Annotated in this window: 24 protein-coding genes and 1 tRNA gene; 16 read left to right on the top strand and 9 right to left on the bottom strand. The window is 62.8% G+C overall.

The window, feature by feature from the left end; genetic code table 11:
* Positions 1–102: 102 nt before the first annotated feature.
* The 4 genes from RQH14_RS08590 (at position 103) to RQH14_RS08575 (ending at position 7,520) form a co-directional block, all read left to right on the top strand.
* The gene (locus RQH14_RS08590) at positions 103–972 is read left to right on the top strand and encodes an SURF1 family protein (RefSeq protein WP_311212868.1); all 870 of its coding nucleotides are present in this window, start codon (positions 103–105) and stop codon (positions 970–972) included.
* Entirely contained in the window at positions 969–1,469 is a 501-nt protein-coding gene (locus RQH14_RS08585; protein WP_309073170.1) for a DUF3817 domain-containing protein, read from the top strand. The genes RQH14_RS08590 and RQH14_RS08585 overlap by 4 nt, the downstream gene beginning before the upstream one ends.
* A 133-nt stretch (positions 1,470–1,602) precedes the next feature.
* Positions 1,603–3,192, top strand: coding sequence for a glutamine-hydrolyzing GMP synthase (gene guaA / locus RQH14_RS08580; RefSeq protein WP_311212867.1), 1,590 nt, complete (start codon positions 1,603–1,605; stop codon positions 3,190–3,192).
* Positions 3,193–3,356: 164 nt separating this feature from the next.
* Positions 3,357–7,520 (top strand): AAA family ATPase, encoded by a 4,164-nt coding sequence (locus RQH14_RS08575; RefSeq protein WP_311212875.1) that lies wholly within the window; start codon positions 3,357–3,359, stop codon positions 7,518–7,520.
* Positions 7,521–7,546: 26 nt separating this feature from the next.
* On the opposite strand, the gene RQH14_RS08570 is transcribed toward RQH14_RS08575, so the two are convergent.
* From RQH14_RS08570 to RQH14_RS08560, 3 genes are all read right to left on the bottom strand, one after another.
* Positions 7,547–8,350: an RcpC/CpaB family pilus assembly protein gene (locus RQH14_RS08570; RefSeq protein WP_311212866.1), complete on the bottom strand. Its 804-nt coding sequence runs from the start codon at positions 8,348–8,350 to the stop codon at positions 7,547–7,549.
* Between the two features lie 71 nt (positions 8,351–8,421).
* Positions 8,422–8,694, bottom strand: coding sequence for an FmdB family zinc ribbon protein (locus RQH14_RS08565; RefSeq protein ID WP_311212865.1), 273 nt, complete (start codon positions 8,692–8,694; stop codon positions 8,422–8,424).
* Positions 8,695–8,851: 157 nt separating this feature from the next.
* Entirely contained in the window at positions 8,852–9,502 is a 651-nt protein-coding gene (locus RQH14_RS08560) for a 5-formyltetrahydrofolate cyclo-ligase (protein WP_311212864.1), read from the bottom strand.
* A 98-nt stretch (positions 9,503–9,600) separates the two neighbouring features.
* Between RQH14_RS08560 and galU the strand changes: the two genes are divergently transcribed.
* The 11 genes from galU to RQH14_RS08505 all read left to right on the top strand — a co-directional run bounded on the left by galU (position 9,601) and on the right by RQH14_RS08505 (position 17,744).
* Entirely contained in the window at positions 9,601–10,536 is a 936-nt protein-coding gene (gene galU, locus RQH14_RS08555; RefSeq protein WP_198318245.1) for a UTP--glucose-1-phosphate uridylyltransferase GalU, read from the top strand.
* 7 nt (positions 10,537–10,543) lie between these two features.
* Positions 10,544–11,155: a GNAT family protein gene (locus RQH14_RS08550; RefSeq protein WP_311212863.1), complete on the top strand. Its 612-nt coding sequence runs from the start codon at positions 10,544–10,546 to the stop codon at positions 11,153–11,155.
* Between the two features lie 166 nt (positions 11,156–11,321).
* Positions 11,322–12,185, top strand: a complete 864-nt coding sequence (locus RQH14_RS08545) for a hypothetical protein (RefSeq protein WP_311212874.1) — start codon at positions 11,322–11,324, stop codon at positions 12,183–12,185.
* 6 nt (positions 12,186–12,191) lie between these two features.
* On the top strand, positions 12,192–12,992 hold the full coding sequence (locus RQH14_RS08540; RefSeq protein WP_311212862.1) for an NAD(P)H-binding protein: 801 nt from the start codon (positions 12,192–12,194) through the stop codon (positions 12,990–12,992).
* 37 nt (positions 12,993–13,029) lie between these two features.
* A tRNA-Ala gene (locus RQH14_RS08535) sits at positions 13,030–13,102 on the top strand.
* A gap of 434 nt (positions 13,103–13,536) precedes the next feature.
* Complete coding sequence (locus RQH14_RS08530) at positions 13,537–14,079, top strand: PadR family transcriptional regulator (RefSeq protein WP_311212861.1); 543 nt, start codon at positions 13,537–13,539, stop codon at positions 14,077–14,079.
* A 4-nt stretch (positions 14,080–14,083) separates the two neighbouring features.
* Positions 14,084–15,796: an AarF/UbiB family protein gene (locus tag RQH14_RS08525; protein WP_311212860.1), complete on the top strand. Its 1,713-nt coding sequence runs from the start codon at positions 14,084–14,086 to the stop codon at positions 15,794–15,796.
* A gap of 40 nt (positions 15,797–15,836) precedes the next feature.
* Positions 15,837–16,361 carry a universal stress protein gene (locus RQH14_RS08520; RefSeq protein WP_311212859.1) on the top strand — a complete coding sequence of 175 codons (525 nt, stop codon included), beginning with the start codon at positions 15,837–15,839 and terminating at the stop codon, positions 16,359–16,361.
* Entirely contained in the window at positions 16,348–16,791 is a 444-nt protein-coding gene (locus RQH14_RS08515) for a CrcB family protein (protein ID WP_311212858.1), read from the top strand. The genes RQH14_RS08520 and RQH14_RS08515 overlap by 14 nt, the downstream gene beginning before the upstream one ends.
* Entirely contained in the window at positions 16,788–17,159 is a 372-nt protein-coding gene (gene crcB / locus RQH14_RS08510) for a fluoride efflux transporter CrcB (RefSeq protein ID WP_311212857.1), read from the top strand. Before RQH14_RS08515 ends, crcB begins: the two co-directional genes overlap by 4 nt.
* Before the next feature lie 54 nt (positions 17,160–17,213).
* Positions 17,214–17,744, top strand: a complete 531-nt coding sequence (locus RQH14_RS08505; protein WP_311212856.1) for a ferritin — start codon at positions 17,214–17,216, stop codon at positions 17,742–17,744.
* Positions 17,745–17,780: 36 nt separating this feature from the next.
* Here RQH14_RS08505 and zapE read toward each other — a convergent pair whose 3' ends face one another.
* Genes zapE through RQH14_RS08485 form a run of 4 tightly spaced genes read right to left on the bottom strand, consistent with a single transcriptional unit; the run spans position 17,781 to position 20,925 of the window.
* The gene (gene zapE, locus RQH14_RS08500; RefSeq protein ID WP_311212855.1) at positions 17,781–18,962 is read right to left on the bottom strand and encodes a cell division protein ZapE; all 1,182 of its coding nucleotides are present in this window, start codon (positions 18,960–18,962) and stop codon (positions 17,781–17,783) included.
* Positions 18,959–19,954 (bottom strand): magnesium/cobalt transporter CorA, encoded by a 996-nt coding sequence (corA, locus tag RQH14_RS08495; protein WP_311212854.1) that lies wholly within the window; start codon positions 19,952–19,954, stop codon positions 18,959–18,961. The genes zapE and corA overlap by 4 nt, the downstream gene beginning before the upstream one ends.
* Before the next feature lie 10 nt (positions 19,955–19,964).
* The gene (locus tag RQH14_RS08490; protein WP_311212853.1) at positions 19,965–20,390 is read right to left on the bottom strand and encodes a DUF1761 domain-containing protein; all 426 of its coding nucleotides are present in this window, start codon (positions 20,388–20,390) and stop codon (positions 19,965–19,967) included.
* Between the two features lie 10 nt (positions 20,391–20,400).
* Positions 20,401–20,925: an Lrp/AsnC family transcriptional regulator gene (locus RQH14_RS08485; RefSeq protein ID WP_311212852.1), complete on the bottom strand. Its 525-nt coding sequence runs from the start codon at positions 20,923–20,925 to the stop codon at positions 20,401–20,403.
* A gap of 173 nt (positions 20,926–21,098) precedes the next feature.
* Between RQH14_RS08485 and RQH14_RS08480 the strand changes: the two genes are divergently transcribed.
* Positions 21,099–22,334, top strand: coding sequence for an MFS transporter (locus tag RQH14_RS08480; RefSeq protein ID WP_311212851.1), 1,236 nt, complete (start codon positions 21,099–21,101; stop codon positions 22,332–22,334).
* Positions 22,335–22,353: 19 nt separating this feature from the next.
* Here RQH14_RS08480 and RQH14_RS08475 read toward each other — a convergent pair whose 3' ends face one another.
* Together RQH14_RS08475 and RQH14_RS08470 are read right to left on the bottom strand one after the other, a co-directional pair.
* Entirely contained in the window at positions 22,354–22,860 is a 507-nt protein-coding gene (locus RQH14_RS08475; RefSeq protein WP_311212850.1) for an Lrp/AsnC family transcriptional regulator, read from the bottom strand.
* Between the two features lie 54 nt (positions 22,861–22,914).
* Positions 22,915–23,556, bottom strand: a complete 642-nt coding sequence (locus RQH14_RS08470) for a TMEM175 family protein (protein ID WP_311212849.1) — start codon at positions 23,554–23,556, stop codon at positions 22,915–22,917.
* Positions 23,557–23,571: the final 15 nt, after the last annotated feature.

The following is a 23,571-nucleotide window of genomic DNA, read 5'->3' as shown; positions in this document are numbered from 1 at the left end:
GGGGCAGGCCCTTTCGTGTCGACTTCGTCGCCACGTAGGGACCCGGCTGCCCCACTCCGGGCCGTTTCGTTGTTCTACAGCCGGACGAAGTACGGTTAAGGGGTGTTGAAAACCGCGTTGAAACCCCGCTGGATCGCAGGACTGGTCTTTGCGCTTCTGTTATCCGGGGTGTTTGTGCTGCTCAGCCAGTGGCAGCTCAGCCGGTCCGCCCAGCACGAACCTCCGGCGCCGTCGAGCATCGAAGAAGTCAAACCGCTGGTGGACGTCCTCAAACCCGGCCAGTTCTTCCCCGGTTCCGTCTCGGACCAGATGGTCACGGCCACCGGATCCTACGATCCCGCCAAGCAGGTTCTTGTAGAGGGTCGCCTCTACAACAACCAAAAGGGCTTCTGGATCGTCTCGGCCTTTGCGGTCAACAACGCTCCCACGCTGAGCGGCGTTGCAGCCTCGCCCCAAACGTGGATCCCCGTGGCGCGCGGCTGGGTGGCAGATGCCGCCCAAGCCGGCCCGCCGCCGTCGGGCACCATCACTTTGACTGGTCGCCTTATTCCTTCTGAAGCGCCCGTACCAAACGTCGACGCCGGTCCGGGCCGTGCGTCCGCTGTGTCTGCCGCGGAGCTCATCAACACGTGGGAAGTGTCCAGCTACCCCGGATTTATCGCTGCGACATCGGAAGTCTCCGGCGGCGTGACCATTCCCCTGGGCGATAGCGTCAAGGCCCTCAACATCCCGCCCCAGCCGCCTGCAGAGCAGGTCAACTGGCTGAACCTCTTCTACGCAGTTGAATGGGTTGTCTTCGCCGGGTTCTCGATCTTCATCTGGTGGCGTCTGGTCAAGGATGACTACCGACGCGACCTCGAGGAGGACGAGGACGAGTATGAAGACGGCGACGACGATGACGCGGAGCCTGCCAAACCCGTGGATGCTACAGAAACTACAAGCCCAGAGCCAGAACAAAAGGTGCAGCAATGATTGAGCCAAAACCGGCCATCCAGCCCGAGCAATCCGGACCCAAGCCCAAGAAGCGTCGGTTCGGCGGAACGGAAGCCCAGATCCGTTCGGCGTTGAAGTTTTACAAAGTCATGGCGTACCTGACCGGCGCCATGCTGCTCCTGCTGTGCGCGGAACTGATCGCCCGCTATGGGTTTGGAGTTTCGCTGTTTGCCGGCGGCACGAACGCTGTCACTGGCCAGCCCTTCGGCTTCGGCTTCGCGGAATCCGAACCCAAAGGCGTGATCGGCGGGTTCAACATCTCCACGTCGGTGCTGATCGTGCACGGTTGGATGTACGTGGTGTACCTGGTATCCAACTTCCGCCTGTGGTCGCTCATGCGCTGGCCGTTCTCCAAGATGGTCCTCCTGGCACTGGGTGGCGTCGTTCCGTTGCTGTCCTTCATCGTGGAGAAGAAATTCCACGCGCAGGTGGAGGCCGAACTGGCAGCCAACCCGCAGGCTTCCAAGCGCTACTAGCACTGCCCACTGCTTCCCGTTGCGGGCTGCGCGACGGGAAGCACTGTGAGATGCCTAACGACGGGGCCCGTTTTGGCCTCCGGCCGCCCTCGTCAACGTGCGCCGGGGCGGCCCGGCAAAGTAGTCTTGTCTGGTGACTACTCCCACCGCACCCCAAACTTCCCAGAAGCCGGTGCTGGTTGTTGACTACGGTGCCCAGTACGCGCAGCTGATTGCCCGCCGCGTCCGCGAAGCGAATGTGTATTCGGAAATTGTTCCGCATACCTTCACCACCGAGCAGCTTCTGGCCAAGGACCCCGCAGCCATCATCCTCTCCGGAGGACCCTCCAGCGTGTACGCAGAGGGAGCCCCGAGCGTCGGTGCTGATCTCTTTGAAGCCGGGGTGCCTGTTTTTGGCATTTGCTATGGCTTCCAGGCGATGGCCAATGCGTTGGGTGGAAAGGTGGCCCAGACGGGTCTCCGGGAGTACGGCGCCACTGAAGCGCTCGTTGTCGGCGATGCCCGGTCCATCCTGGACGGCGTCCCCTCCTCCCAGAACACCTGGATGAGCCACGGCGACTCCGTTCAAGAGGCCCCCGAGGGTTTTGACGTCCTCGCCTCAACGGCCGGTGCGCCGGTGGCTGCTTTTGCCAACGAAGACAAGCGCCTCTACGGCGTCCAGTGGCACCCCGAGGTCAAGCATTCCGTCCACGGCCAGCACGTCCTTGAGAACTTCTTGTTCAAGGGTGCGGGCCTGAGCCCCAACTGGACTACGGGCAACATCCTCGAAGAGCAGGTGGACCGGATCCGCCAGCAGATCGGGGACTCCAAAGTCATCTGTGGCCTTTCCGGCGGCGTTGACTCAGCTGTAGCTGCGGCTTTGGTCCAGCGCGCCGTTGGCGACCAGTTGACCTGTGTCTTCGTTGACCACGGCCTCCTGCGTGAAGGCGAAGCCGAACAGGTTGAGCGCGACTTCGTGGCAGCCACCGGCGTCAACCTCTACGTCGCCAATGAGCAGGAACGCTTCCAGTCGGCACTGGCCGGCGTCAGCGATCCCGAAACCAAGCGCAAGATCATTGGCCGCGAATTCATTCGTGCCTTCGAAGAAGCGGAGCGGGCCATCATCGCCCAGGCTGCTGCCGAAGGCGAGAAGATCAAATTCCTGGTTCAGGGCACCTTGTACCCGGACGTCGTCGAATCAGGCGGCGGTGAAGGTGCTGCCAACATCAAGAGCCACCACAACGTGGGTGGGCTTCCCGAGGACCTGCAGTTTGAGCTGGTTGAGCCGCTGCGGGCCCTGTTCAAGGACGAGGTCCGTGCTGTCGGTGCCCAGCTGGGGCTGCCGCAGGAAATCGTCGGCCGCCAGCCGTTCCCGGGCCCCGGCCTGGGAATCCGGATCGTGGGCGAAGTGACCAAGGAACGCCTGGACCTGCTGCGCAAGGCCGACGCCATTGCCCGTGCGGAGCTCACGGCCGCCGGGTTGGACAACGACGTCTGGCAGATGCCGGTAGTCCTCTTGGCCGATGTCCGCAGCGTTGGTGTCCAGGGTGATGGCCGTACTTATGGCCACCCGATCGTGCTGCGTCCGGTATCTTCTGAAGACGCCATGACGGCGGACTGGTCGAGGCTGCCCTACGACCTCCTTGCGCGGATCTCCAACCGCATTACCAACGAGGTCGACGGCGTAAACCGTGTGGTGCTGGATGTCACCAGCAAGCCACCGGGAACCATCGAGTGGGAATAGCATTTTGAGTGGCCGGCTTCCTGAGGGAGGCCGGCCACTGTGCTTGAACCCTCGGGGTGCCGTTGCCTGCGAAATCGGCAGGCACCTGTGAAATGACGGCGAATTTCGCGTCGGAACAGCGTTGCGGAGCGGACTGCCAAGGTATTCCCGCTACCCTCGAAGGTATGCCGGTATGGTCCAAGGCGTCTAAAGCTAGTACAGAAAAGAAGGCAGAAGTTGTGTCATTAGGTCAAGGCCAGGAAGAGGGCTCCGAAGAGCTCCGCAAATGGCTGTCTGGTCTTAAACCCGTCACCGGGGCGGACACGATGCTGCGTTTCGTCAAGACGCCCGAAGGCGCCATCGATCTGAGCAACGCGCACCCCTCGGGGCTCGCGCAGTTGCTGGCAGGTCGCAGAACACGCTTGTCTACGTTGATCCGCGACAGGCAACAATACTTGGTGGCGGCCCGTGCTGCCCGCAACATCAGGTCCAAGATCTTTGAGCTGAGCAACGATCGCGGCATCGAGGCCGGATATTTGTCCGCAGGCACAGTGGTGTGGACCTCTGCTGTGGGTGGAAAGCCGCAGCGTGTTTCGGCGCCGGTGATGCTCGCTTCCATCATCCTGACCATCAGGCCGGGCGAAGACGACTTTGAACTTCAGCTCACCGAGCAGGCACGCATGAACCCTGCCCTGGTGCGCCACCTCAAGTCAGTCCACGGCATCGTCTTTGACGTCAACGCAGTAGCGCGCATGGCCTACAACACGGCACGGTTCGATCCCCAGCCGGTGCTGGACCGCTTGGCTACGCTCGTCCAGCCGATCCACGGCGCCGAGGTGGAATTCAACTTGTTGGTCACCACCCTGGCTGACCTTTCGGGAAACCTCGATGATCCCTGGATCAACACGAACAACCCCACCGTAGCGGCGCTTGCTGAGGCGGCAAACGGTGGTGACGTTGAGCCTGAGCCCATTAAGGCGGGCCGATTCCCAAGCCTTGACCTTCGTGATCCGGCAGATGAACTCCTCCTGCTGGACGCTGACACCGACCAGCAGTACGTGGTGGATGCCGTCCGTGCCGGAGATTCCCTGGTTGTCAGCACCCCGCCGGGAAGCGGACAGACCCAAACGGCCATCAATGCGATCGGTGCGCTGGTCAGCGAAGGAAAATCCGTGCTGGTGGTAGGCGACAGGCAGTCCAGCCTGGCGGGCCTTTCCGCACACCTCGAATCGCTCGGCCTCGACTCCATGCTGTTCCGTCCGGGTAACGGGACCACGCCGCAGCAGCTCAAAGGCCAGTTGGTCCGCGCCATCATGCGCAATGAAAAAGCGCTTGAGCCACAACTGGGCAACTTGCATCAGACGCTGACAGGACACCGCCACGCACTGATGGACCATGTTGCCTCGCTGCACAACGTCCGTGAACGGTGGGGTTGCTCGCCGTACCAGGCCATGCAGTCGCTGGCAGAGCTGACGTCCATCCACCCCGCGCCTTCCACCACGGTCCGCTTGAAGCGAAGCGTCCTGGACAACATCAAGGACCGGGAAGAGTTGGCAGGCCGCCTGCGCCGGGCCGCTGAGCTTGGCAGCTTCAGCCGGTCGTCCACCTCCAGCCCTTGGTATGGAGCGCGACTGGTGACGCGCAAGGAGACCGAGGAAGCCCAACAACTCGCCCGCCTGGCAGAGGAAAAGCTTCCCGTCCTGCGGGACCGGATGAAGCAGGTGTCCGATCACGCTGAAATCCGGCTGGGGGATACCTTCACTGAATGGGGCGCGCAGCTCGAACTGCTCATTGCCGTCCGGGAGAGCCTGGATAAGTTCACTCCCGACATCTTTGACCGGCCGGTGCACGACCTCATTTCCGCCACAGCCAGCTCCGCTTGGCGCCGTGAGCGCAACTTGGAGATGCCCTCCATGCAGCGCTCCCGCCTGCGCCGGGTAGCCAAGGAATATGTGCGGCCCGGAGTCCACATCGCCGACCTCCACAGCTCCCTGGTCCTGGTTCAGGAGCAGCGGGCCCTGTGGGCCGGATACGCCACCACCCAGCGCCACCCCGCCGTGCCTTCCGGGCTGGCAGATCTTGGCGCGCTGTACAGGGAGCTGGACGGCGAACTGCACCGCCTTGGTGCTGCCCTCAAGCACACCAGCGCTGGTGGCTCCCTGCACGGGACGCCGTACTTGGAGCTGATGGAGCGGCTGGAACGGCTGGTTGCTGACACGGCCACACTGGAGACACTTCCCGAGCGCACCCTCCTGATCGAGGAAATGCGCGAGCACGGCCTCGGTGAGCTGCTGTCCGATCTGGCTGCCCGCGAAGTTCCTGCCGGCTCCGTGGCCGCCGAATTGGATCTGGCCTGGTGGCAATCCGCTTTGGAAGCCATGATCAGCGGCGATGACTACCTGGCGATGTCCGATGGCGACTCCCTGCGTCGCCTCGAAGCCGAATACCGGCTCGCGGACCAGGCCCACATCGCCAGTGGTGCCGCGCGTCTCCGGTGGCAGTTGGCACAGAAATGGCATCAGGGGCTGCTTGAGCACCCCAGGCAGGCGGAACTGCTGCGGGCCCTGCTGAAGGATGGCAGGGTCACGTTGCCGGCGCTGAGCGCCCAAGCGCCGGAGCTTGTGCCACTGCTGGTGCCCGTTTGGTCGGTCAGTCCCTACCTCCTGACCGGTGTTCTTCCGGCCGAGCAAAAGTTTGACGCCGTGGTGGTCATAGACGCCGAATCCACCTCGCTGCAGGCCGTACTTCCTGCCATCGCCCGGGCGAAGCAAGTGGTGGCCTTCGGTGATGCGAAGATTGCCCATGCACGTACGTTCAGCGTAGCTGTGGAACCACCGGTAGCCGGTGTTGCCAGCCACGAGACCGTCGACAGCGCCTTCAAAGCGCTGGCAAGGGTCCTGCCCACGTGGCAACTGAATTGGGTCTACCGCGCCGTGGACGAGGATTTGATCCTCCAGTTGAGCAAGAATTACTACGACGGCGGCCTGCGCCGCCTGCCTGACGGCAACTCTGTCACGGGTCTGGACCGTTCCATCCTGGTGGAGTACATCCCCGATGGCACCGGACTTCCGGGGGCAGACCATGAAGGTGTGGAGTCCGTCACCGCCGAGGTCAATCGCGTGGTGGACCTCGTGTTCGAACACGCCAGGCTGCGGCCCCGCACGTCCTTGGCGGTGGTGACTGCCAGCTTGCGCCATGCTGCCCGTATCGGCGAGGCCATCAGGCTCCAACTGCCCAACCATCCCTTGCTGTCCACGTTCTTCGGCGCCGGCCCCGAATCCTTCCGCGTGGTGGATCTTGAGCGAGCCCAAGGGCTGGTTCGTGACCACGTGATCTTCTCGCTTGGCTACGGCCGCACGCCACACGGCCGGGCACTTCATTCGTTCGGTCCGCTGTCCGCTGAGGGTGGCCGGAACAGGTTCGCCTTGGCCATGACCCGCGCACGGCGTTCCATGCATGTCCTGAGCTGCTTCCGTCCCGAGGACCTTGACCTCGATCGGTTGGCCCATGGTGCAGTTGACTTCTACGAACTGCTTGACCGTGAACTTTCGGGAAACAGCAACCTCGGTACGCCCGCGTCCCGCGCTGTTGCCAGTGAGCAGGCGCTCGGTGAGGATCCCTTGGTCGCTGACCTCGGAGAACGCCTGCGGGCCCGGGGCGCCCGGGTCTGGCATCTCTACGATGGCGTTCTGGATATCGCTGCTGCGGCAGACCCCGTCCACACTATTGGCCGGGAGGGCGCGGAAATTCCCACGCCGGTCGCGATCGAATCCGATGGCACAGAACGCTACCGTCGGATGAGCGTCCGGGAACGCAGCCGGTTGCGTCCGCAGCTGCTGGAGCGCATGGGATGGCGCTACATGTCCCTGTGGACCATTGAGGTGTTCACTGATCCTTCGTCCTGCGCAGATCGCATCGGCTCCTACCTTGGGCTGGAAAATCACATTCCGCGGTCGACGTCGCCTCAGCATGGCTTCCTGGACATGGACGTTGAACAATTGAGTGTGGACAAAGGGCAGCCAACATTCGCTCCGAGTCCGGCACGGCAGGCACCAGGACAGCATGATGAAGCTGCCGGTGATGCAGGCAGCGAAGCAGAGAACGGGAAAGAAGTACCACTGATGGAACAAGCAACCGGTCCGGAAGAAGGGCCTGAGACGGAATCCGCCGTGCCCGGCGCCGACACCGCTGAAGAGCCCCTGGATGCCAAGGACGCCGGAGCCAAACCAGGCGTGAGTGGCATTCTTCCCACCAAAGCCGCGGAAGACGATCCCCGGCGCTGGGGCGATGAGTCCGGTTACGACCATGAGCAGTGGCTCAAGGAGCAAAAGCCGCCGCACTGGGGCTGACCGGCCACCACCACCTGAACGGCCCATCACGGGTTGACCAGAACAAAGAAAAGCTTGCCTTGCGTTGACGCGCCGGCAAGCTTTTCTGCTTGTTGTGGATCCGCAGCAACCACCACTAATCCTTCGGTGTCGCTGGTGCCCAGCCATTCGCCTGTCTTGCCCCCGTGGGCTGAGGTCCAGAGCACGGGGACAGGACCGGCGAGTACCTGGCTTTGCCTGGATTCGTCATAGGAACCGGCGGCCGTGAGGACCACTGTGACCAACTGCCCGGGGGAGAGGAGCTGGATGGACGACGGGTCGGCCATTCGCAGGGGAACAGCTGCGGTACCCATGGGTGATCCTGTAAGAAGCCCGGGACCCAGGAGGCTGGACTCCGTGGGGATCTGCCCCCGGCTCAAGGGTGCGGCCAGCTGGCGGCCGGCGAGGGCCCCGCCATCAGAGAGCGCCCCGGTCATGGCGAGGTCCTGGGGCACTCCCACACGGGTGAAATCGGCTTCTGTGAGAGTGGTTCCCGTTGGCAGGTCACGGGCGGCCGCCATGACGCTGATTCGCAGTTCCGAGGCCGGGGTCAGCTGTTGGACGGCGATGCCGGCGGCCAGGCACAGCAGGAGGGCAACTGTGAGGCGGCGGTTCCGGGCGATCCAGGAGCCGATCTTTCGCCTTCTGCCCTGAGGGGAAGAATGGTCCAGCGGCCGGGGAAAGCTTGCGGCATTGTTGCGCCGTTGAGACGACCGCCCTCTGGCACCAGATGGAACCGGGGGCCAAGGACCGCCAGACGACGCTGAACGCCGGGCGCGGGCAAGAAGGGCGCTTCGAGACTGTTGTGGCATGCGGCCACGTTAGCCAGCCAGCCGGGCAGTCCAATAGCGGCCAGAGGCGCTATGTGGAAAAGGGGGGGAAGTTAGCTGGCTGCAGCGGCCGGCGCCGGGGTGGCTGCTGGAGCAGACGACGCGGCGGCAGGTGAAGCAGGCGCGGCTGAAACAGTGCTGCCCTTGGCATCACGGGAATCAGTCCGGTAGAAACCCGAGCCCTTGAAGACGACGCCGACGCTGTTGAACTTCTTGCGAAGGGAGCCCTTGCATTCGGGGCACTCCGTCAGGGAGCTGTCGGAGAAGGACTGGACGATGTCAAAGGCATGGTCACAGTCTTTGCAGGCGTATGCGTATGTGGGCACTGAGTTCCTCCTTCAGGACAAAGGTCAGGTCCTGTGCAGCAACGGCGGAGATTTCGCTTCGCATTAGCAGTCGCAGGGCCTGAGTGCCAATTCTATCATCCGTCCACAGTGCATGCGCCAGTGGATGTGCCCGACCTCACCAGCCCGTCCGATGCCCTCAGGCGGTATGCGTAGGGCCGCTGGTGACTGGAGTCCCGTCGGGATCTTCCGTCCCGCCCAGGCGGACCACGCCGGAGGGAGTCAGCACTTCCCGCACGGGGCGGTCGAAGGCTTCGGCGGGAATCGAACCTGAAGGCAACAGGTCGTCGTCGTACACCACCGCAATGGTGGGCGGCCGCTGGCCGGCATCGTCGAGCCCATGGAGGAGCCGGTCGTAGTAGCCGCCGCCCTGCCCGATCCGGTTGCCATCCATGTCCACCGCTGTGGCGGGCATGAAGATCCCCGCGGCGCCGGCCACCACCTGGCTTTCAAGCCGTTCGCCCTCGGGTTCGTCGATAGGGGCATATGAGGAGCGGACAAAAACTGTCGAGGGGGTCCAATAGACCCAACTCAGCTGCCGGCCGGGCTCGCACACGGGAAGGAGGATCCTGTGCCCGGCCTCGTGCAGGGAATGGATGAGCGGCATGGTGGGTGGCTCAAAGGCGACACCTACATAGACGGCAAAAGCGGCCGGGGGGTCGGAGGAAGCGGCAGCCGCCCATGACGTTCCATGCTGCGCGATCGACGCGCCGGCAGCGGCGATCTGCTCGGGGGAGAGAGCGCGCCTTTGGAGGCGCCGGCTGCTGCGGATGTCTTCCTTCGATGCCATGGGTGTCCGATCGTGAGGTTCGTCTGATGCCGGTGCGGCGACAGAAGCTGCCGTCCGGTCCACAGAAATGTTGTCCCGGCGCGGCGAGGGTTTAGCCGATGATGTATTCCTTCCGTTACATTAGTCCGGTGACTCTCGATAACAATGCTGTCCGTAAGGCCGTCATCCCCGCAGCGGGTCTTGGTACCCGTTTCCTGCCTGCAACAAAGGCGATGCCGAAGGAAATGCTGCCCGTGGTTGACAAGCCAGCCATCCAGTACGTCGTCGAAGAAGCGGTCAAGGTTGGCCTGCACGACGTCCTGATGATTACGGGGCGCAGCAAGCGCGCCCTGGAGGATCATTTCGACCGTGTGCCGGCGCTGGAAGCGACGCTGGCCGAAAAGGGCGATACCGCCAAGCTTGAGGCCATCCAATCCGCCACCAACCTCGGTGACATCCACTACGTCCGCCAGGGCGACCCCAACGGCCTGGGCCACGCGGTCCTTCGTGCAAAGCAGCACGTTGGGCACGAGCCTTTTGCCGTACTCCTCGGCGATGACCTGATCGACGCCCGCGATAACCTCCTGAGCGACATGATCGCCGTTCAGCAGAAGACCGGCGGTTCCGTGGTTGCCCTGATCGAGGTGGAGCCCTCCAAGATCAGCGCCTATGGTTGCGCCGACGTCGAGGAGATCGGCGAGGACGGCTACGTCCGCATCAAGCAGCTCGTGGAAAAGCCTTCTCCCGAAGAGGCACCGTCCAACCTTGCCGTGATCGGCCGCTACGTGCTGCACCCGGCAGTGTTCGATGTTCTCGAGAAGACTGAGCCGGGCCGTGGCGGCGAGATCCAGTTGACCGACGCCCTTGAGGTGCTGGCAGCCGGCGAAGGTGAAGGCTACGGCGTGTATGGCGTTGTTTTCCGGGGCCGTCGCTACGACACCGGTGACAAACTCAGTTACCTCAAGGCCTGCATCGAGTTGGCCTGCGAACGCGAGGACCTCGGTCCTGAACTGCGTGAGTGGCTGCCGACTTTCACTGCCTCGCTTCCCAAGTAACCTCAGGATGTACGGCTCTGCGATCTGGCCGGTGACGCTGGAGAGCGGAGACCTGCTTCTTCGCCCTATCCGATACTGCGACAAGCGGGAGTGGTCTGACGTCCGTTCGCGGAACAGTGAATGGCTTGCTCCCTGGGAGGCGTCCAACCCGGCCCCGGGTGGGCGCCTGCCCAGTTATCGGCAGATGGTGGGCTCGCTGAACAACCAAGCCCGACAGTCCACGGCATTGCCATTCCTCATTGTCGAGCGCACCCCTGGATTCAGAGACCCGCTCATCGTGGGCCAATTGACTGTTTCTTCCATCATTTGGGGATCGGCAATGATGGCCACACTGGGATACTGGGTCGATAAGGACCGGGCAGGGCACGGTATTGCTCCGACGGCGGTTGCCATGGCAACGGACCACTGCTTCAAGGTGTTGGGCCTTCATCGCATGGAGATCAACATCAGGCCCGAAAACACCCCCAGTCTGAGGGTCGTGGAGAAGCTTGGATTCCGTGATGAGGGGTATCGGGAACGGTACCTGCACATCAACGGCGAATGGGCTGACCACCGGTCCTTTGCCCTGACATCGGATGAGGTCCCAGAGGGCCTGCTGCGTCGGTGGCTCAGGGGATAAACGGGCAGGTCATGGGGCATTTTGTCCGTATATCCAGTCATTTGCGGACTCGACGACGACACACCGGCCGCAATGCCGCCGCCCCCGGTGATTTGCTTCTACGGTTTTGAATGTGGACTTCCCTCTCAGCAGCTCAGTGATACTCGTAGTCACTGTTGCGCTGTGGATGGTCTGGGTGGCGCCCTACGTTCTCCGGAACAGGCGTCAACAAGTCCAAACGGCCGCTGTTCCAGCAGCGGCAATCGACGACGAACCAGACGAACCGCAGGCAGGGGTGGTACTGACTTTGGCACCTCAGCAGGAGAAACCGATGGAGACCATGCACAGCAAAGCACCGGCGTCGCCCCAGGAATCCCACGTGGCTGAGCCGTCCCAGCGGAAAGCGCCCACCACTCCATTCACCATCCGCTATGCCCGGCTCACTTTGGCCCTGGCAGGCCTTGCCTTGCTGGTGACAGCGGCCATTTCGGGCATCTTTCTCATCTTTGGTTCCGGGTCAATCTGGATGCCGCTGGTGTCCTTCATCGGTGCGGTGTTCGCCGTCGTAACGTTGCGGAAGCTCGCTCTCAGGGATCTTCGCGAACGCCGGGCACGCCGTGCGGCACAGGCAGCCCCCATCCCGACGCCAGCACGTTACTTGCCGAAGGAACCGGCAGTGGAAGCGAAGGAAACCACGGTTTTCGACGCCGAAGCCACCAGCCGTGAAGCTGCGCGCCTATCCGCTGTTGAGCTTCGCCAGGCTGCTTTGGCGGTTGCCGTTGCCGCAGGGGATACATCGGCGCAAGCATCCCAAGACTCCAAAGGTTCAAGCTGGGAGCCTGTCGCAGTTCCCAAGCCCACATATGTTGAAGCCGCTAAAGCTTCAAGGCCGGCCCCTGAACCGCTGGACCTCCCTGAGGCTCCCAAACCGGTGGGCAAGCCCGTCCTGAAGCAAAGTGCTGAGCAGGCCGAGGCCACTGCTGCGGTCTCCGCTAAGGGGCAGAGCGCGCTCAGCAACCTGGACGACGTACTGCAGCGCCGCCGCGCCTAGACACGCATGGCCAGTATCTGCGTCGCGGGCGGTACCGGCCAGGTAGGTCGCGAGGTTGTCCGGCTTGCTCTGGATGCGGGTCATACGGTGACCTCTTTGTCACGCCACGCGCCGCCTCCCGGCTCGGAGAAGCACCACGACGGCGCCACCTACGTAGCGGGCGACGTCACCACGGGAGAAGGGCTGGCGGCCTCACTGGAGGGCGCCGACGTCGTGATTGACTGCCTTGAAGGTCAGTTCGGCAAAGCCCAACGAAAATTCGCCGACGGCGGTGCCCGGCTTCTTGCCTCTGCTCACAGTGCGGGGGTGGGCAGGGCGGTGGCATTGTCCATCATCAACTGCGATCTGAGCACGTACTCGTATTACGTCTCGAAGGCCGGGAAAGAGCGGAAGTACTCTGCTTCTCCTCTGGAGACCGTGGTGGTTCGCGCAACACAGTTTCACGGCCTGGTAGCAATGATCTTCGCTGCCGGGGCCAAGGTGCGCCTCATTCCCGTCTTCAAGCGCGCAAAATTCCAGACCATTTCGCCGGTTGACGTTGCAGGGGCACTGCTGGAGGCTGCCCTGGAAAGCACCGGCCCTGAACGTCATCGCCTGCGCACGGTGGGCGGTCCGGAAGTGCTCACCATGCGGCAGATGGCGGAGTCGTGGCAGGCCGTTAGCGGCGCGCGGGGCAAGATAGTGGAGGTGCCGTTGCCCGGCGCGATGGGTGCCTTCCTGCGATCCGGCAACAACCTGATCCCGGGGCAAAAGCATGGCGTGGAGACGTTCGTGTCGTGGTTGGAAAAGCGCCGGGAAAGTTTGTAGCCTAGGGACACTGGCCGGACGGTTACGGATTGGTCCAGGGGCTATAGCTCAGTTGGTAGAGCGCTTCGTTCGCATCGAAGAGGTCAGGAGTTCGAATCTCCTTAGCTCCACATTTGGCCCCTGGCTATCGGGCCCGGCAAGTAGTGGATCCTTCAAGCACAAGCAAAAGACGAGTACCAACTACTCGTGTGCCTGAACCAGGGATCATCTTTACTGAACCCAGCGGATCCCACGCAACGGCCAATGATCCCCCTCGTTCGCCGGAGCTGCCCCAAGGTTCCGCGGCTGGGGCCGGACGGCATCACCCAGAAGTGCTGTCCGGCCCTGCGCTAAAGGTCCTTTCCGCGGCGCCGTGGCATCGGCGAGGATGGTGATCATCGCCCGTCCCGCGACGAAGGAACTGTCTCGATGAGCAAACACCTCATCTCCTTTCCGTCTTCTTCCGGAGCAGCCCCGCCTCGAGCCCGTCGTTGTTCCGGAACCGCGTGGGGGTATATCGTTAACTATCGTTTAGTATCGTTCGCGATTGATTGAGGTGAGCTTGATGCACAATTCATTCCCTGCAAACGGATTCATGGGCAACAACCTGGACGGCATGTGGCAAGCCGTTGAGGAGTTCCGTTCCCGGTTCGAAAAACGTTCCGGAACCCGAGCGGGCCGCGGTGAGCTGCGATCGGCGATTCTTGCCCTGCTGGCCGAGCGTCCCATGCACGGCTACCAGATCATCCATGAAATCGAACAGCGCAGCGGAGGAAGCTGGAAGCCGAGCGCCGGCTCCGTCTATCCCACCCTGCAGCTGTTGGCAGACGAAGGTTTCGTCAGCGCGGAAGAATCCAACGGGCGCAAGATCTACTCCCTGACCGAAGCAGGCCGTGAGGATGTGGCTGGTTCTGAAACGTCCGCGCCATGGGACTCCCTGGGAACGTCGTCGAGCCCGGGGTTCGCTGCACTGCCCAAGGCAGGTGTGGACCTGGCTCAGGCTGCGGCGCAGGTCGGCCGCACCGGAACACCCAAGCAAGTGCAGGAGGCTGTGACAGTGCTTGAGGAGGCCCGCCGTCGCCTCTACTCGATCCTCGCCCAGGACTGAAGGGGTGACGTCGATTCGACGTGAGCGGGCTGATTCCCTGAGGGGAGCCGGGGACCCCCGTGCCCGTTATCGTCGAATCCTGCGATTCGCCGCATGGCACTTGGCGGTGACCTGGTGGTTTGAGCTGTTCCTGCCCAGAGTGGGCCTGCGCAGGCTGACAGAACGGAACCGCGCCAACAGAATGCGGCGCTTCGCCCGGCGGTTTCATGGCCTCGCGGTGGAGCTCGGCGGGCTCATGATCAAGGTGGGCCAGTTCATGTCGTCCAGGCTTGATGTGCTCCCGCCGGAAATTACCTCGGAGCTGGAGGGGTTGCAGGACGAAGTTCCGCCTGTCCCTTTTCCCGCCATCCGGGCGCTTGCCGAGGCCGAACTTGGTGCTCCCTTGGAGGCAGTGTTTGCTTCGGTCGAGGAGACTCCCATCGCGGCGGCTTCACTGGGACAAGCGCATCGGGCAAAACTCCTCTCCGGTAACGCCGAGGACACAGGGCTCAGCAGCGTGGTGTTCAAGGTGCAGCGGCCCGGCATCGCCGAAATAGTAGACGTCGACCTCGCTGCCTTGCGGAAAGTGGGAGGCTGGCTCAGCCGCATCCGCCTGGTTTCGAATCGTGCGGACGTCCCTGCGCTGATCAAGGAATTCGCGCAGACCAGCCTCGAGGAAATCGACTACTTGAATGAAGCGGCCAATTCAGAGCGGTTTGCTGCTGACTTCGCCGCTGACGCCCGGGTGACCGTTCCAGCGGTGGTTTGGGAGCGGACCACCCGCCGTGTGCTCACCCTCGAAGATGTCACGGCCATCAAGATTACGGACGCGGATTCGCTTCGCCTGGCCGGCATAGACCCGGCCGAGGTGGCACCGGTCTTCGCCTCGGTGATGTTTGACCAGTTGTTCACCAACGGTTTCTTCCACGCCGATCCCCACCCCGGCAATATCTTCGTTACACCGGTCAATGATCCCTCCAGTGAACATCCGTGGAAACTGACGTTCATTGACTTCGGCATGATGGGCGAGGTTCCGGTGAAGACGCGCAGCGGCCTCCGGAAGCTCCTGATTGCCGCTGCCTCTCGTGACGGCAAGGGACTGGTGACCGCAATCAGCGATGTAGGGGTGCTGATGCAGTCGGCCGATACCGCGGAGCTTGAGCGGGCAATGACGCAGCTCTTTGCGCGTTTCGGTGGCATGGGCTTCGCCGAGCTTCGCGATGTCGACCCACGGGAGTTCCGTGAATTCGGCACTGAATTCGGCAGCGTGATCCGCTCTCTGCCCTTCCAACTGCCCGAGAATTTCCTGCTCATTATCAGGGCCATGTCCCTGACGTCGGGTGTGTGCAGTTCTCTGGATGCCCGCTTCAACCTGTGGGACTCGGTGGAACCATATGCGGCGCAACTTCTGCGTGACGAGCGCGACAACCTGATCAACGATGTCGCGTCCCAGACTGTCGAAGCCGCCGCCATCGCCCTTCGCCTGCCCAAGAGGCTGGACGGGCTGGTCTCGAAACTGGAAGAAGGATCCCTCCAAGTGGGCAACCGGCGCCTGGAGCGGCAGATGGCGAGTCTCATCCTCACAGCGCGACGGGCAGTGGCGGCGCTGATTTTCGCCGCACTGCTGATCGCCGGAGCCGTTTTGCGGACGGATGATCCCGGACTTGGCAATGTACTGATGATCGGCTCAGCGGTCCCGTTGCTCTATGGCCTGTGGTCGGGGCGGCGTCAGTCCTGAGAACAACCGCCGGCTCCGGCTACCGCCGTAGACTTTCCTTGTGACAGAGACTCCCGCTCCGCGTTCCGAGGCCTCCACCAGTGCGGCCGGCCCCATTCTGGTTGGCGTCATGCCGGGGCAGCACCCAGTAGTCCTCGAACAAGCAGCGACTGTGGCGGCCAGTGCCGGGCTGCCTCTGGTGTGCGCCTACGCAGACGTCACGGTGTATCCGGTGGACGGCAGCACGGCAGGGCCGGCAGCGCCGATCGATCCGGACGGCATTGATGCGGATCTTCACACGATCCCCGAATCGCTGGCGCAAACCCTTCATGACCACTTGGACGGCAACGGCGTTGAATGGTCTCTGGTCCATCTGGCCGGGGAACCCGCCCGCGCTTTGGCCCGTGAGGCTGAGGACATTGGAGCGTCCATGATCGTGGTGGGTACCCGGGAGCACAAACTGGCTGCCGCCTTGAAGGAACTGACGGCAGGCTCGGTGGCGCGCCACCTGTTCCACCGCCAGGTCCGGCCGGTGCTCGTTGTTCCCGTCAATCCCAGGGTCCCCATTGACGATGACGACGACTGAGGCCAAAAACCCCGTTCACCTCCATTGGGGTTTCATTGCGATCGTGGCAGCCGGCGGGGTGTTCGGGGCACTCGCACGGTACGGTCTGGGGCTGGTCATCCCTGCGCCCGGAGCGTGGCCGCTTCCCACCCTGGTCATCAACCTTTCGGGTGCCTTGGCGTTGGGCGCGCTGTTGGAGGGACTTTCACGCGGGGGGCCCGACGTCGGCAATCGCCGGGTCCTGCGGCTCGCCTTGGGCACGGGGTTCCTGGGCGCCTACACCACCTACAGCACACTGGCCTTGGACGCGGTGCATCTGTTTACCGCTGGAGCGGCCACAGCCGCTGCGGGGTACCTCGCTGCGAGCTTACTGGGTGGGGCCGCCGCTACCACCGCGGGAATCTGGCTGGGTGCCTGGCATCACCGGCGCGCAACCGGACGACGCTCGTGACAGTCATCCTTCTTGCTCTGGCCGGTGGGGTGGGTGCGGCAGTGCGGTTTGTGGTGGACGGGTTCGTCCGGGCGCGGCTCAGGACTGCCTTCCCATGGGGGACCGTCACCATCAACGTCTCCGGCTCACTGTTACTGGGTTTCCTGGCAGGCCTGATCATGCGCGGCCAGGCACCGGAGTCCTTGATGCTCATCCTCGGTACCGGATTCCTGGGCGGCTACACCACCTTCAGCACCGCAAGCCTTGAGACCATCCGGCTCGTTCAAAGCGGGCGTACAGCATTGGCAGTCATCAATGGGTTGGGGACCATGGCCGTGAGCGTCATGGCGGCTGCTGCGGGTGTGTGGATCAGTCTCCTGCTGCCCTGAGCAGTGGCGAATCTCACCACCGGAACTGGCATTCTCCGCCTGTAGGATCGAGCCATGGCTAAGAAGACTTTCAATGAGCTGTTGTCCGCCCAGGTTGCGAATGAGTTTGCGGCCTCCCAGCAATACATCGCAGTAGCTGTGTACTTTGATGGCGAAGACTTGCCGCAGCTCGCCCGGCACTTCTACCGCCAATCCCTCGAGGAGCGCAACCACGCCATGATGATGGTCCAGTACATGCTGGACCGCAATGTGCACGTGGAGATCCCGGGCATCGCCCCTGTTCGCAACAACTTTTCCAACGCCAAGGAACCCATCGCGTTGGCCCTGGAGCAGGAAAAGGAAGTCACCCGCAACATCGAAGAGATGTTCCGTGTTGCCCGCGCCGAGGGAGATGCCTTGGGCGAGCAGTTCATGCTGTGGTTCCTGAAGGAGCAGGTTGAGGAAGTTGCTTCCATGACCACGCTGCTCAACATCACGGAACGGGCCGAGAACCTCTTCGACATCGAGAACTACGTCGCCCGCGAAACGGTCGGCGACGGCGGAAACGATGCCAGCGCACCGTCCGCAGCTGGCGGCGTCATCTAGGGCCGGATCCACATCATTCCTGTGGCCGTCGGAAGCTTAGCTTCCGGCGGCCTCTTTACTGTGCAGAGCACTGTCCACGCCATCGTGGTGCTCCACCCGCCCCAAGAGGGACAAACGACTCGCTATCCGCGCCAAGTCCACGGGCAAAACCGGTGGAACCGGTGAAACGCTGCCGGATGCGTCGATGTCCCATTCCAATGGGCCCTCGCCGATCAGGAACAGCGTGATGTCCTGGTCGTGCAGGACGTCCACCACATTGCTGAACCGCTGCCATGAGGGCGCGGATGCCGAGTCCCTTACTGCAGGAGAGGGAACGTCGTCGATCACCCACGTTCCATAGGTCTCCGCCAACACCAGGAAGTCCGCTGTTGAGGTGAGCCCGCCGCAGAGCTCCTCGAAACCGACCCAGAGCACCTCGGGGTCGGAATTCCTGACCACCATCGGCTGGGTTGTCGGCTGCAAAACGCGGCCCTGGGATGGTGCCGGCCGGAAGAGGCCGAGGCGCCCCAGCTGTGCGGGCGTGCCGGGGGAGACGATTCGACCTGAGCGGAACGCAGCGAACCCCTCGGCAGGAGCAGTTCCAGCGGCCGGAAAACGGCGGAAATCCGTAGTGCCCTCGATCTCCACGATGTCCATCATCTCTTTGATCGCCTCGATGGTGGGCAGGAAATGCTCGTGCCAGAGGGGATTGGGCAGGAGGTCGTCCGGGGCGTAGTTCGATGTCACTACCAGGGGGATGCGGCGCTGCGCAGCAGATCGCAACAACCGGGCAATGAACATGCCATCGCCAACATCATGGACATGGAACTCGTCGAAAAACAGCACCTCGATGCCATCCAGCAACGCATCCACAGACTGCTGGATGGCAGTTCCGCTGCCGGCCTCGACGCCGTGGGTTCCCGCATGGAGCCTGCGGAAGAAGTCGTGGAAGTGGACACGACGTTTCCGCGCGTCAAGCCGCGCGTAGAAGCTGTCCATCAGCCACGTCTTGCCGCGGCCCACCGGCCCGTGGAAGTAGAGGCTGCGCGGCGTCTTGCGGGAAAGTGCACGACGACGGCCCGTCAGTTGGGCGCCGAAGGCCGCCAACCTCTCGGCTGCTTGCCGCTGACTGGGCTCAAGAGCAAAACCCGCCCGTCCGGCGTCGTGCTCCATACCCGCCAGCAAACCGCGGACAGCGTCCCGCGCAGAGCGGGGAACAGGCCTCGGGAGAGGCGTCACAGCCAGCCTTTGCGCTTGAAAATGAGGTACATGAGCAGGGCTGCACCGAACATCAGCCCCACCGCCAGGGGATAACCGAAGTCCCAATGCAGCTCAGGCATATGGTCGAAGTTCATCCCGTACACGCCTGCCACGAATGAGGGTGCAAAGAGGATGGCAGCCCAGGAGGAGATCTTCTTGACTTGCTCGTTCTGCGCGGCGCTGGCCTCGTTCTGGCGGTTTGCAGTCAGAGTGCCATCCAGGGTGAGCGCGTTCTGCAGGAGGTCCCTGAAGGAGTTCACCCTGGAGATGACGCGCTGAACGTGGTCCTCGACGTCGCGGAGGGAGCGCTGCAACTCAATGTCCACGCCATATTTTTCGAAACCCTTTTCCAACAGCGCCATCATGTTCGGGAGGGGCTGGATGGCCCGCTGGAACTGGATCACTTCACGGGCAAGCTCGTAGATGCGGCGCGACACGGCGCTGTCGCCGCTGAAGAGTTGGTCTTCGATTTCGTCGATGTCGTTCTCAAGACCCGCCACTACCGGCGCGTAGTCATCCACCACCTGGTCCAGGAGCGCGTAGAGCACCGCTTCAGGTCCGTGGCAGAGGAGGTCCGGACGTGTCTCCAGCCGGTGGCGGACCCGGGCCACCCCACCGGTTTCAGCGTGCCGGATGGTCACCACAAAGTTCGGTCCGGTGAAGATGTGCAGTTCGCCGAACTCCACCGTCTCGGTTTCATCAAGGTATCTGGCGGGGCGGAGGACAGTGAACAGGTTGTGGTCGTACCGCTCAAGCTTGGGCCGCTGATGTGCCGAAACGGCGTCCTCCACGGCGAGTTCGTGGAGACCGAATTCCTGGGCGACGGCGGCCATCTCGTCCTTCGTCGGCCGGTACAGGCCGATCCAGGCCATGCCGCCGTGTTCGGCCAGGGTCTCAAACGTTTGCTCAAGGCTGTGCGGTGTGGCTGTGCGGACACCGTCTACGTATACGGCGTTGTCAATGATGGTCACTGGGAGAACGCTACTGTATTGCTCCGATGATGGCGCCCGCAATGGTCATGGCAACGAGGTCGTGGCCCGAATCAATAACAGTTACAGCGGTGGGTCGGCCCGCGAAGCCATTGTGGATGACGTGGCCGCCGGCACGGATCACCAAGGCCAGGATCAAAGCGAAGAATCCGCCGGCCCAGAAAGTGTTGAGTTCCAGCGCGCTGATGAGGCCAGCGAGGAGGATGCTGGTCAGGGCTGCTGCCACCATCATGGGAACCCAGATACCGGCGCCGCCCTCAATGTTTTTGAGGTCGTCTTCGGTCTTGTTGATCGCTTGCATCCACCGGCGTCCAAAGACGGCGGGCATGTACCAGACGAAACCGATGACCATGCTTGAAACGAAGGCCAGAAGTACAGCGAACCAGTTGATCTGGGAGATGTGTGAGAGCCAATCCATTCCTGAAATCCTAGTCTGTTCGGGCCTGTGACCCGGGGCTCTGGCTCTCCTGCCTTGGCCGTGTTGGTGTTGCAGACATCCTTTCGATGAGTGGTTCAGTCCGGTACGGGATGTGCGTATGCAGGGCCAGCACAGTTTCCGTCCGGATCACGCCTTTGGTGCGCAGGACAGATCGCAGCGCCGACTGCAGGTTGTGGGTGTCGGTTGCCACTACCCGGCACCACAGATCGCCGCGGCCAGAGATTTCGTGGACCTCCAGGACTTGGGGGATCAGGCGCAGCGCGCCTATGACGCCGTCGAGTTCGCGGTGGGTGACTTCAATCGTCACGAAAGCGACGACGTCGTACCCCACCTTTTCGAGATCTACCTCCCGTCCGGCGGCGTGCAGCACCCCGGACCGCAGAAGGCGCTTGACCCGGCTCTGGGCAGTGTTGCGCGCAATGCCCAAGGTGTCGCTCAACTCGGCGATCTGGATGCGGGGATCTTTGATGAGTTCCAGGAGGATCTTCAGGTCCATGGGGTCGAGGGTGTTCAAATGGTCACTCCAGCTCACTTGGCTCGTTCGAGTTTGAGTCTTTTGCTCAATTCTCAAACTATTGCAGCATGTTCAGATCAACTCTGCTGCATTCTGTTGCCACCAATACTTAGCCGGACTGCGCTTCCCACAAGGAACCAACCAGGCCGGCCACCGAGCCCGAAGGCATGGATATGACTGTCTTGAGCGAACTCCGCATGCGTCCGGTTACCGCCGACCGCTGGGGATGGGATGCCTCCACCACCGCCAGGCTGGTCTTGACCGGCGTCGTCATCTTTACGCTGCTGGTGGGTGCCAACCTGGCCACTCCGTTGTATCCCTTGCTGCAGGCCAAACTCGGTATGACATCGGTGGACGTGACAGTGGCTTTCTCCAGCTATGTCCTTGCACTGGTGGGTGTCCTCATGGTGGCAGGCCACTGGTCGGACCACATTGGGCGTCGGGCGGCGCTGGTGTTGGCTGTCCTGGTCGGTTTGGTGGGTGGTGTGATCTTCGCGAACGCGGACACGCTGGTTGCCTTGTCCTTGGGGAGGGCACTCCAGGGGGTGGCAGTGGGGCTGGCGACTGGAGCAAGTTCAGCGGCTTTGCGTGAACTGTTGCCCCAGCGCCCCGAGTGGGCCTCCCGATTCACTTTGCTCTCCTCGGCAGGTGGTGTTGCAGCGGGTCCCGCAATTGGTGGGCTCTTGTCGCTGTTGCCTGACCCCACGCGGACCCCGTACTACCTCCACTCGGCGGTGTTGCTCGCCGCGCTGGTTCCCTTGTGGCTTTTGAAAGCCAGGCCGGCGATTGCCCCGGCAGAAGGCCCGAAGCCGTTGAAGGTCCTTGCTCCCAGGAAGCCGTCCATCTCCCGGGACGCCCGCGGAGCATTCTGGATGGCCGCGGCCACCGGGTTCCTGAGCTTCGCAGTCTTCGGCTTCTGCCTGTCACTGGCCCCAGGGTACTTCGCCAGTGTGGTCCACGCAGACTCGCGGCCGCTGATCGGCTTGCTGGCAGGAGTCACCTTGGGCGCCTCGGCACTGAGCCAGCTTTTGGGTACCCGTGGCCGCTTTGTCGTCCCCGTGGCCTTGGCGGTCCTGGGCGTCTCGGTTGTTTTGGTGGGCGCTGCGGCCGCATGGTCAAGCCCGTGGTTGCTGGTGGCCGCGAGCATCACGGCAGGCATGGGTCAAGGCATAGCGTTCCGGCAGGTCTTCAATGAAGTTGCCGGAAAGGTTGAGGCTTCCCGCCACGCCCAGGTCATCAGTACCGTCTACGTCATCACGTACCTGGGAAGCGCCGTACCGGTGATCGGGCTGGGACTGGCTGTCTCGGCACTCGGGCTGCAGGCCGCCGTCGTGGGTTTCACGGCCCTGTGCGGCGTTGCGGCGCTGACGCTCGCGGCCATCTCACTGCGGAGCGCAGTGCGTTCCTGACCTGAGCCGCTCCTTCGTTTTATTCCGGCAGCGGCCCGCGGTTGCCCGGTATGTGCTGGAAGACCATGGTGGTTTCCGTGTGGCCTACCACCGGATCCGTGGCGAGGTTGTCCAGGAGCCAATTGCGGAGGTCGTCGGTATTGGCGACGGCGATGTGCAGCAAGTAGTCAACTGAACCGGTGGTGTGGAACGTGGAGATCACGGCCGGAAGCTTCGGAACGCGTGCCGTAAAACGGTCGATCTGATCGCGGTCGTGGGCGCGGAGACGGACGGCGATGAGGGCCTGGACGGAGCGGCCGATGGCCGGCAGGCTCAACACTGCCTCAAAGCCTTCGATGATTCCGCGTTCGGAAAGTGCCCTGGTCCGCATGAGGGCCGTGGAGGGGGCGATCCCCACAAGCTCCGCCAATTGCTTGTTGGAGATCCTGGCATCATCCACCAACGCTGCGAGGATTCGTTCATCGATCGCGTCCAGCGGCTCAGCGCTGCCCGCGCCTGACCGAACATTCTTCGTGGGGTTGCTCACGGATCCTCCTGAAATTGCCTTCCATCCATCCTAATCCGTGAATTCTTCAGGTGACTATCGTTTTGCCCGTACACGGCGGACCAGTCGCCGATCCAGTCGTTGGAGTGGCTCACTGAGCAGCATCAGGAGCAGGGGCCAGTTGCCTGCACCCGGAATGGCAACGGCCAGAAGCAAGGCCGCCAGGAAGAGCCCGGAAACGATGCCACTTGCTCGAATTCCTGACACCGATTCCGCATCATCCATGGTGTGGAGGTCGGGGTGGGACCGCAGGTAGGCGCGTGCCAGGAGGAGCATGAGGCTGGTGGCAAACAGGGTGCCGATGTAGATCAGCGGCTGGGCCCAGTCAGAGGGCATCTGGGTGGAGAGCGATGTGGCCACCGGCATCACCACGATGGTGAACATCCAGGCCACCGTCAGCCACAACAGGCCCGGGTCAACGTGCTTGACGCTGCGGAAGAGCTTGTGATGGTGCACCCAGAACACGGCAATGAGGACAAAGCTCAGCACGAAGCCGAGCAAAGCGTACTGTTCTTCGGCCAACCATTCGGCCGTGGTGCCGTTGTGGTCTGCCAGCTCACCCACGCTCTCCATCAGCGGAAGGATCAACAACGTCAAAGCAATCGCCACCACGGCATCCGTAAACGCCTGCAAACGCTCCGGTGACGACAGTTCCCGGCTTTTCGTGACCTGTGTCATGCCTCCGATTCTAGG

Source organism: Arthrobacter sp. WCS2018Hpa-7, from assembly GCF_031843805.1.
Taxonomy (GTDB): domain Bacteria; phylum Actinomycetota; class Actinomycetes; order Actinomycetales; family Micrococcaceae; genus Arthrobacter.
This window is presented reverse-complemented; position numbering and strand designations above follow the sequence as displayed.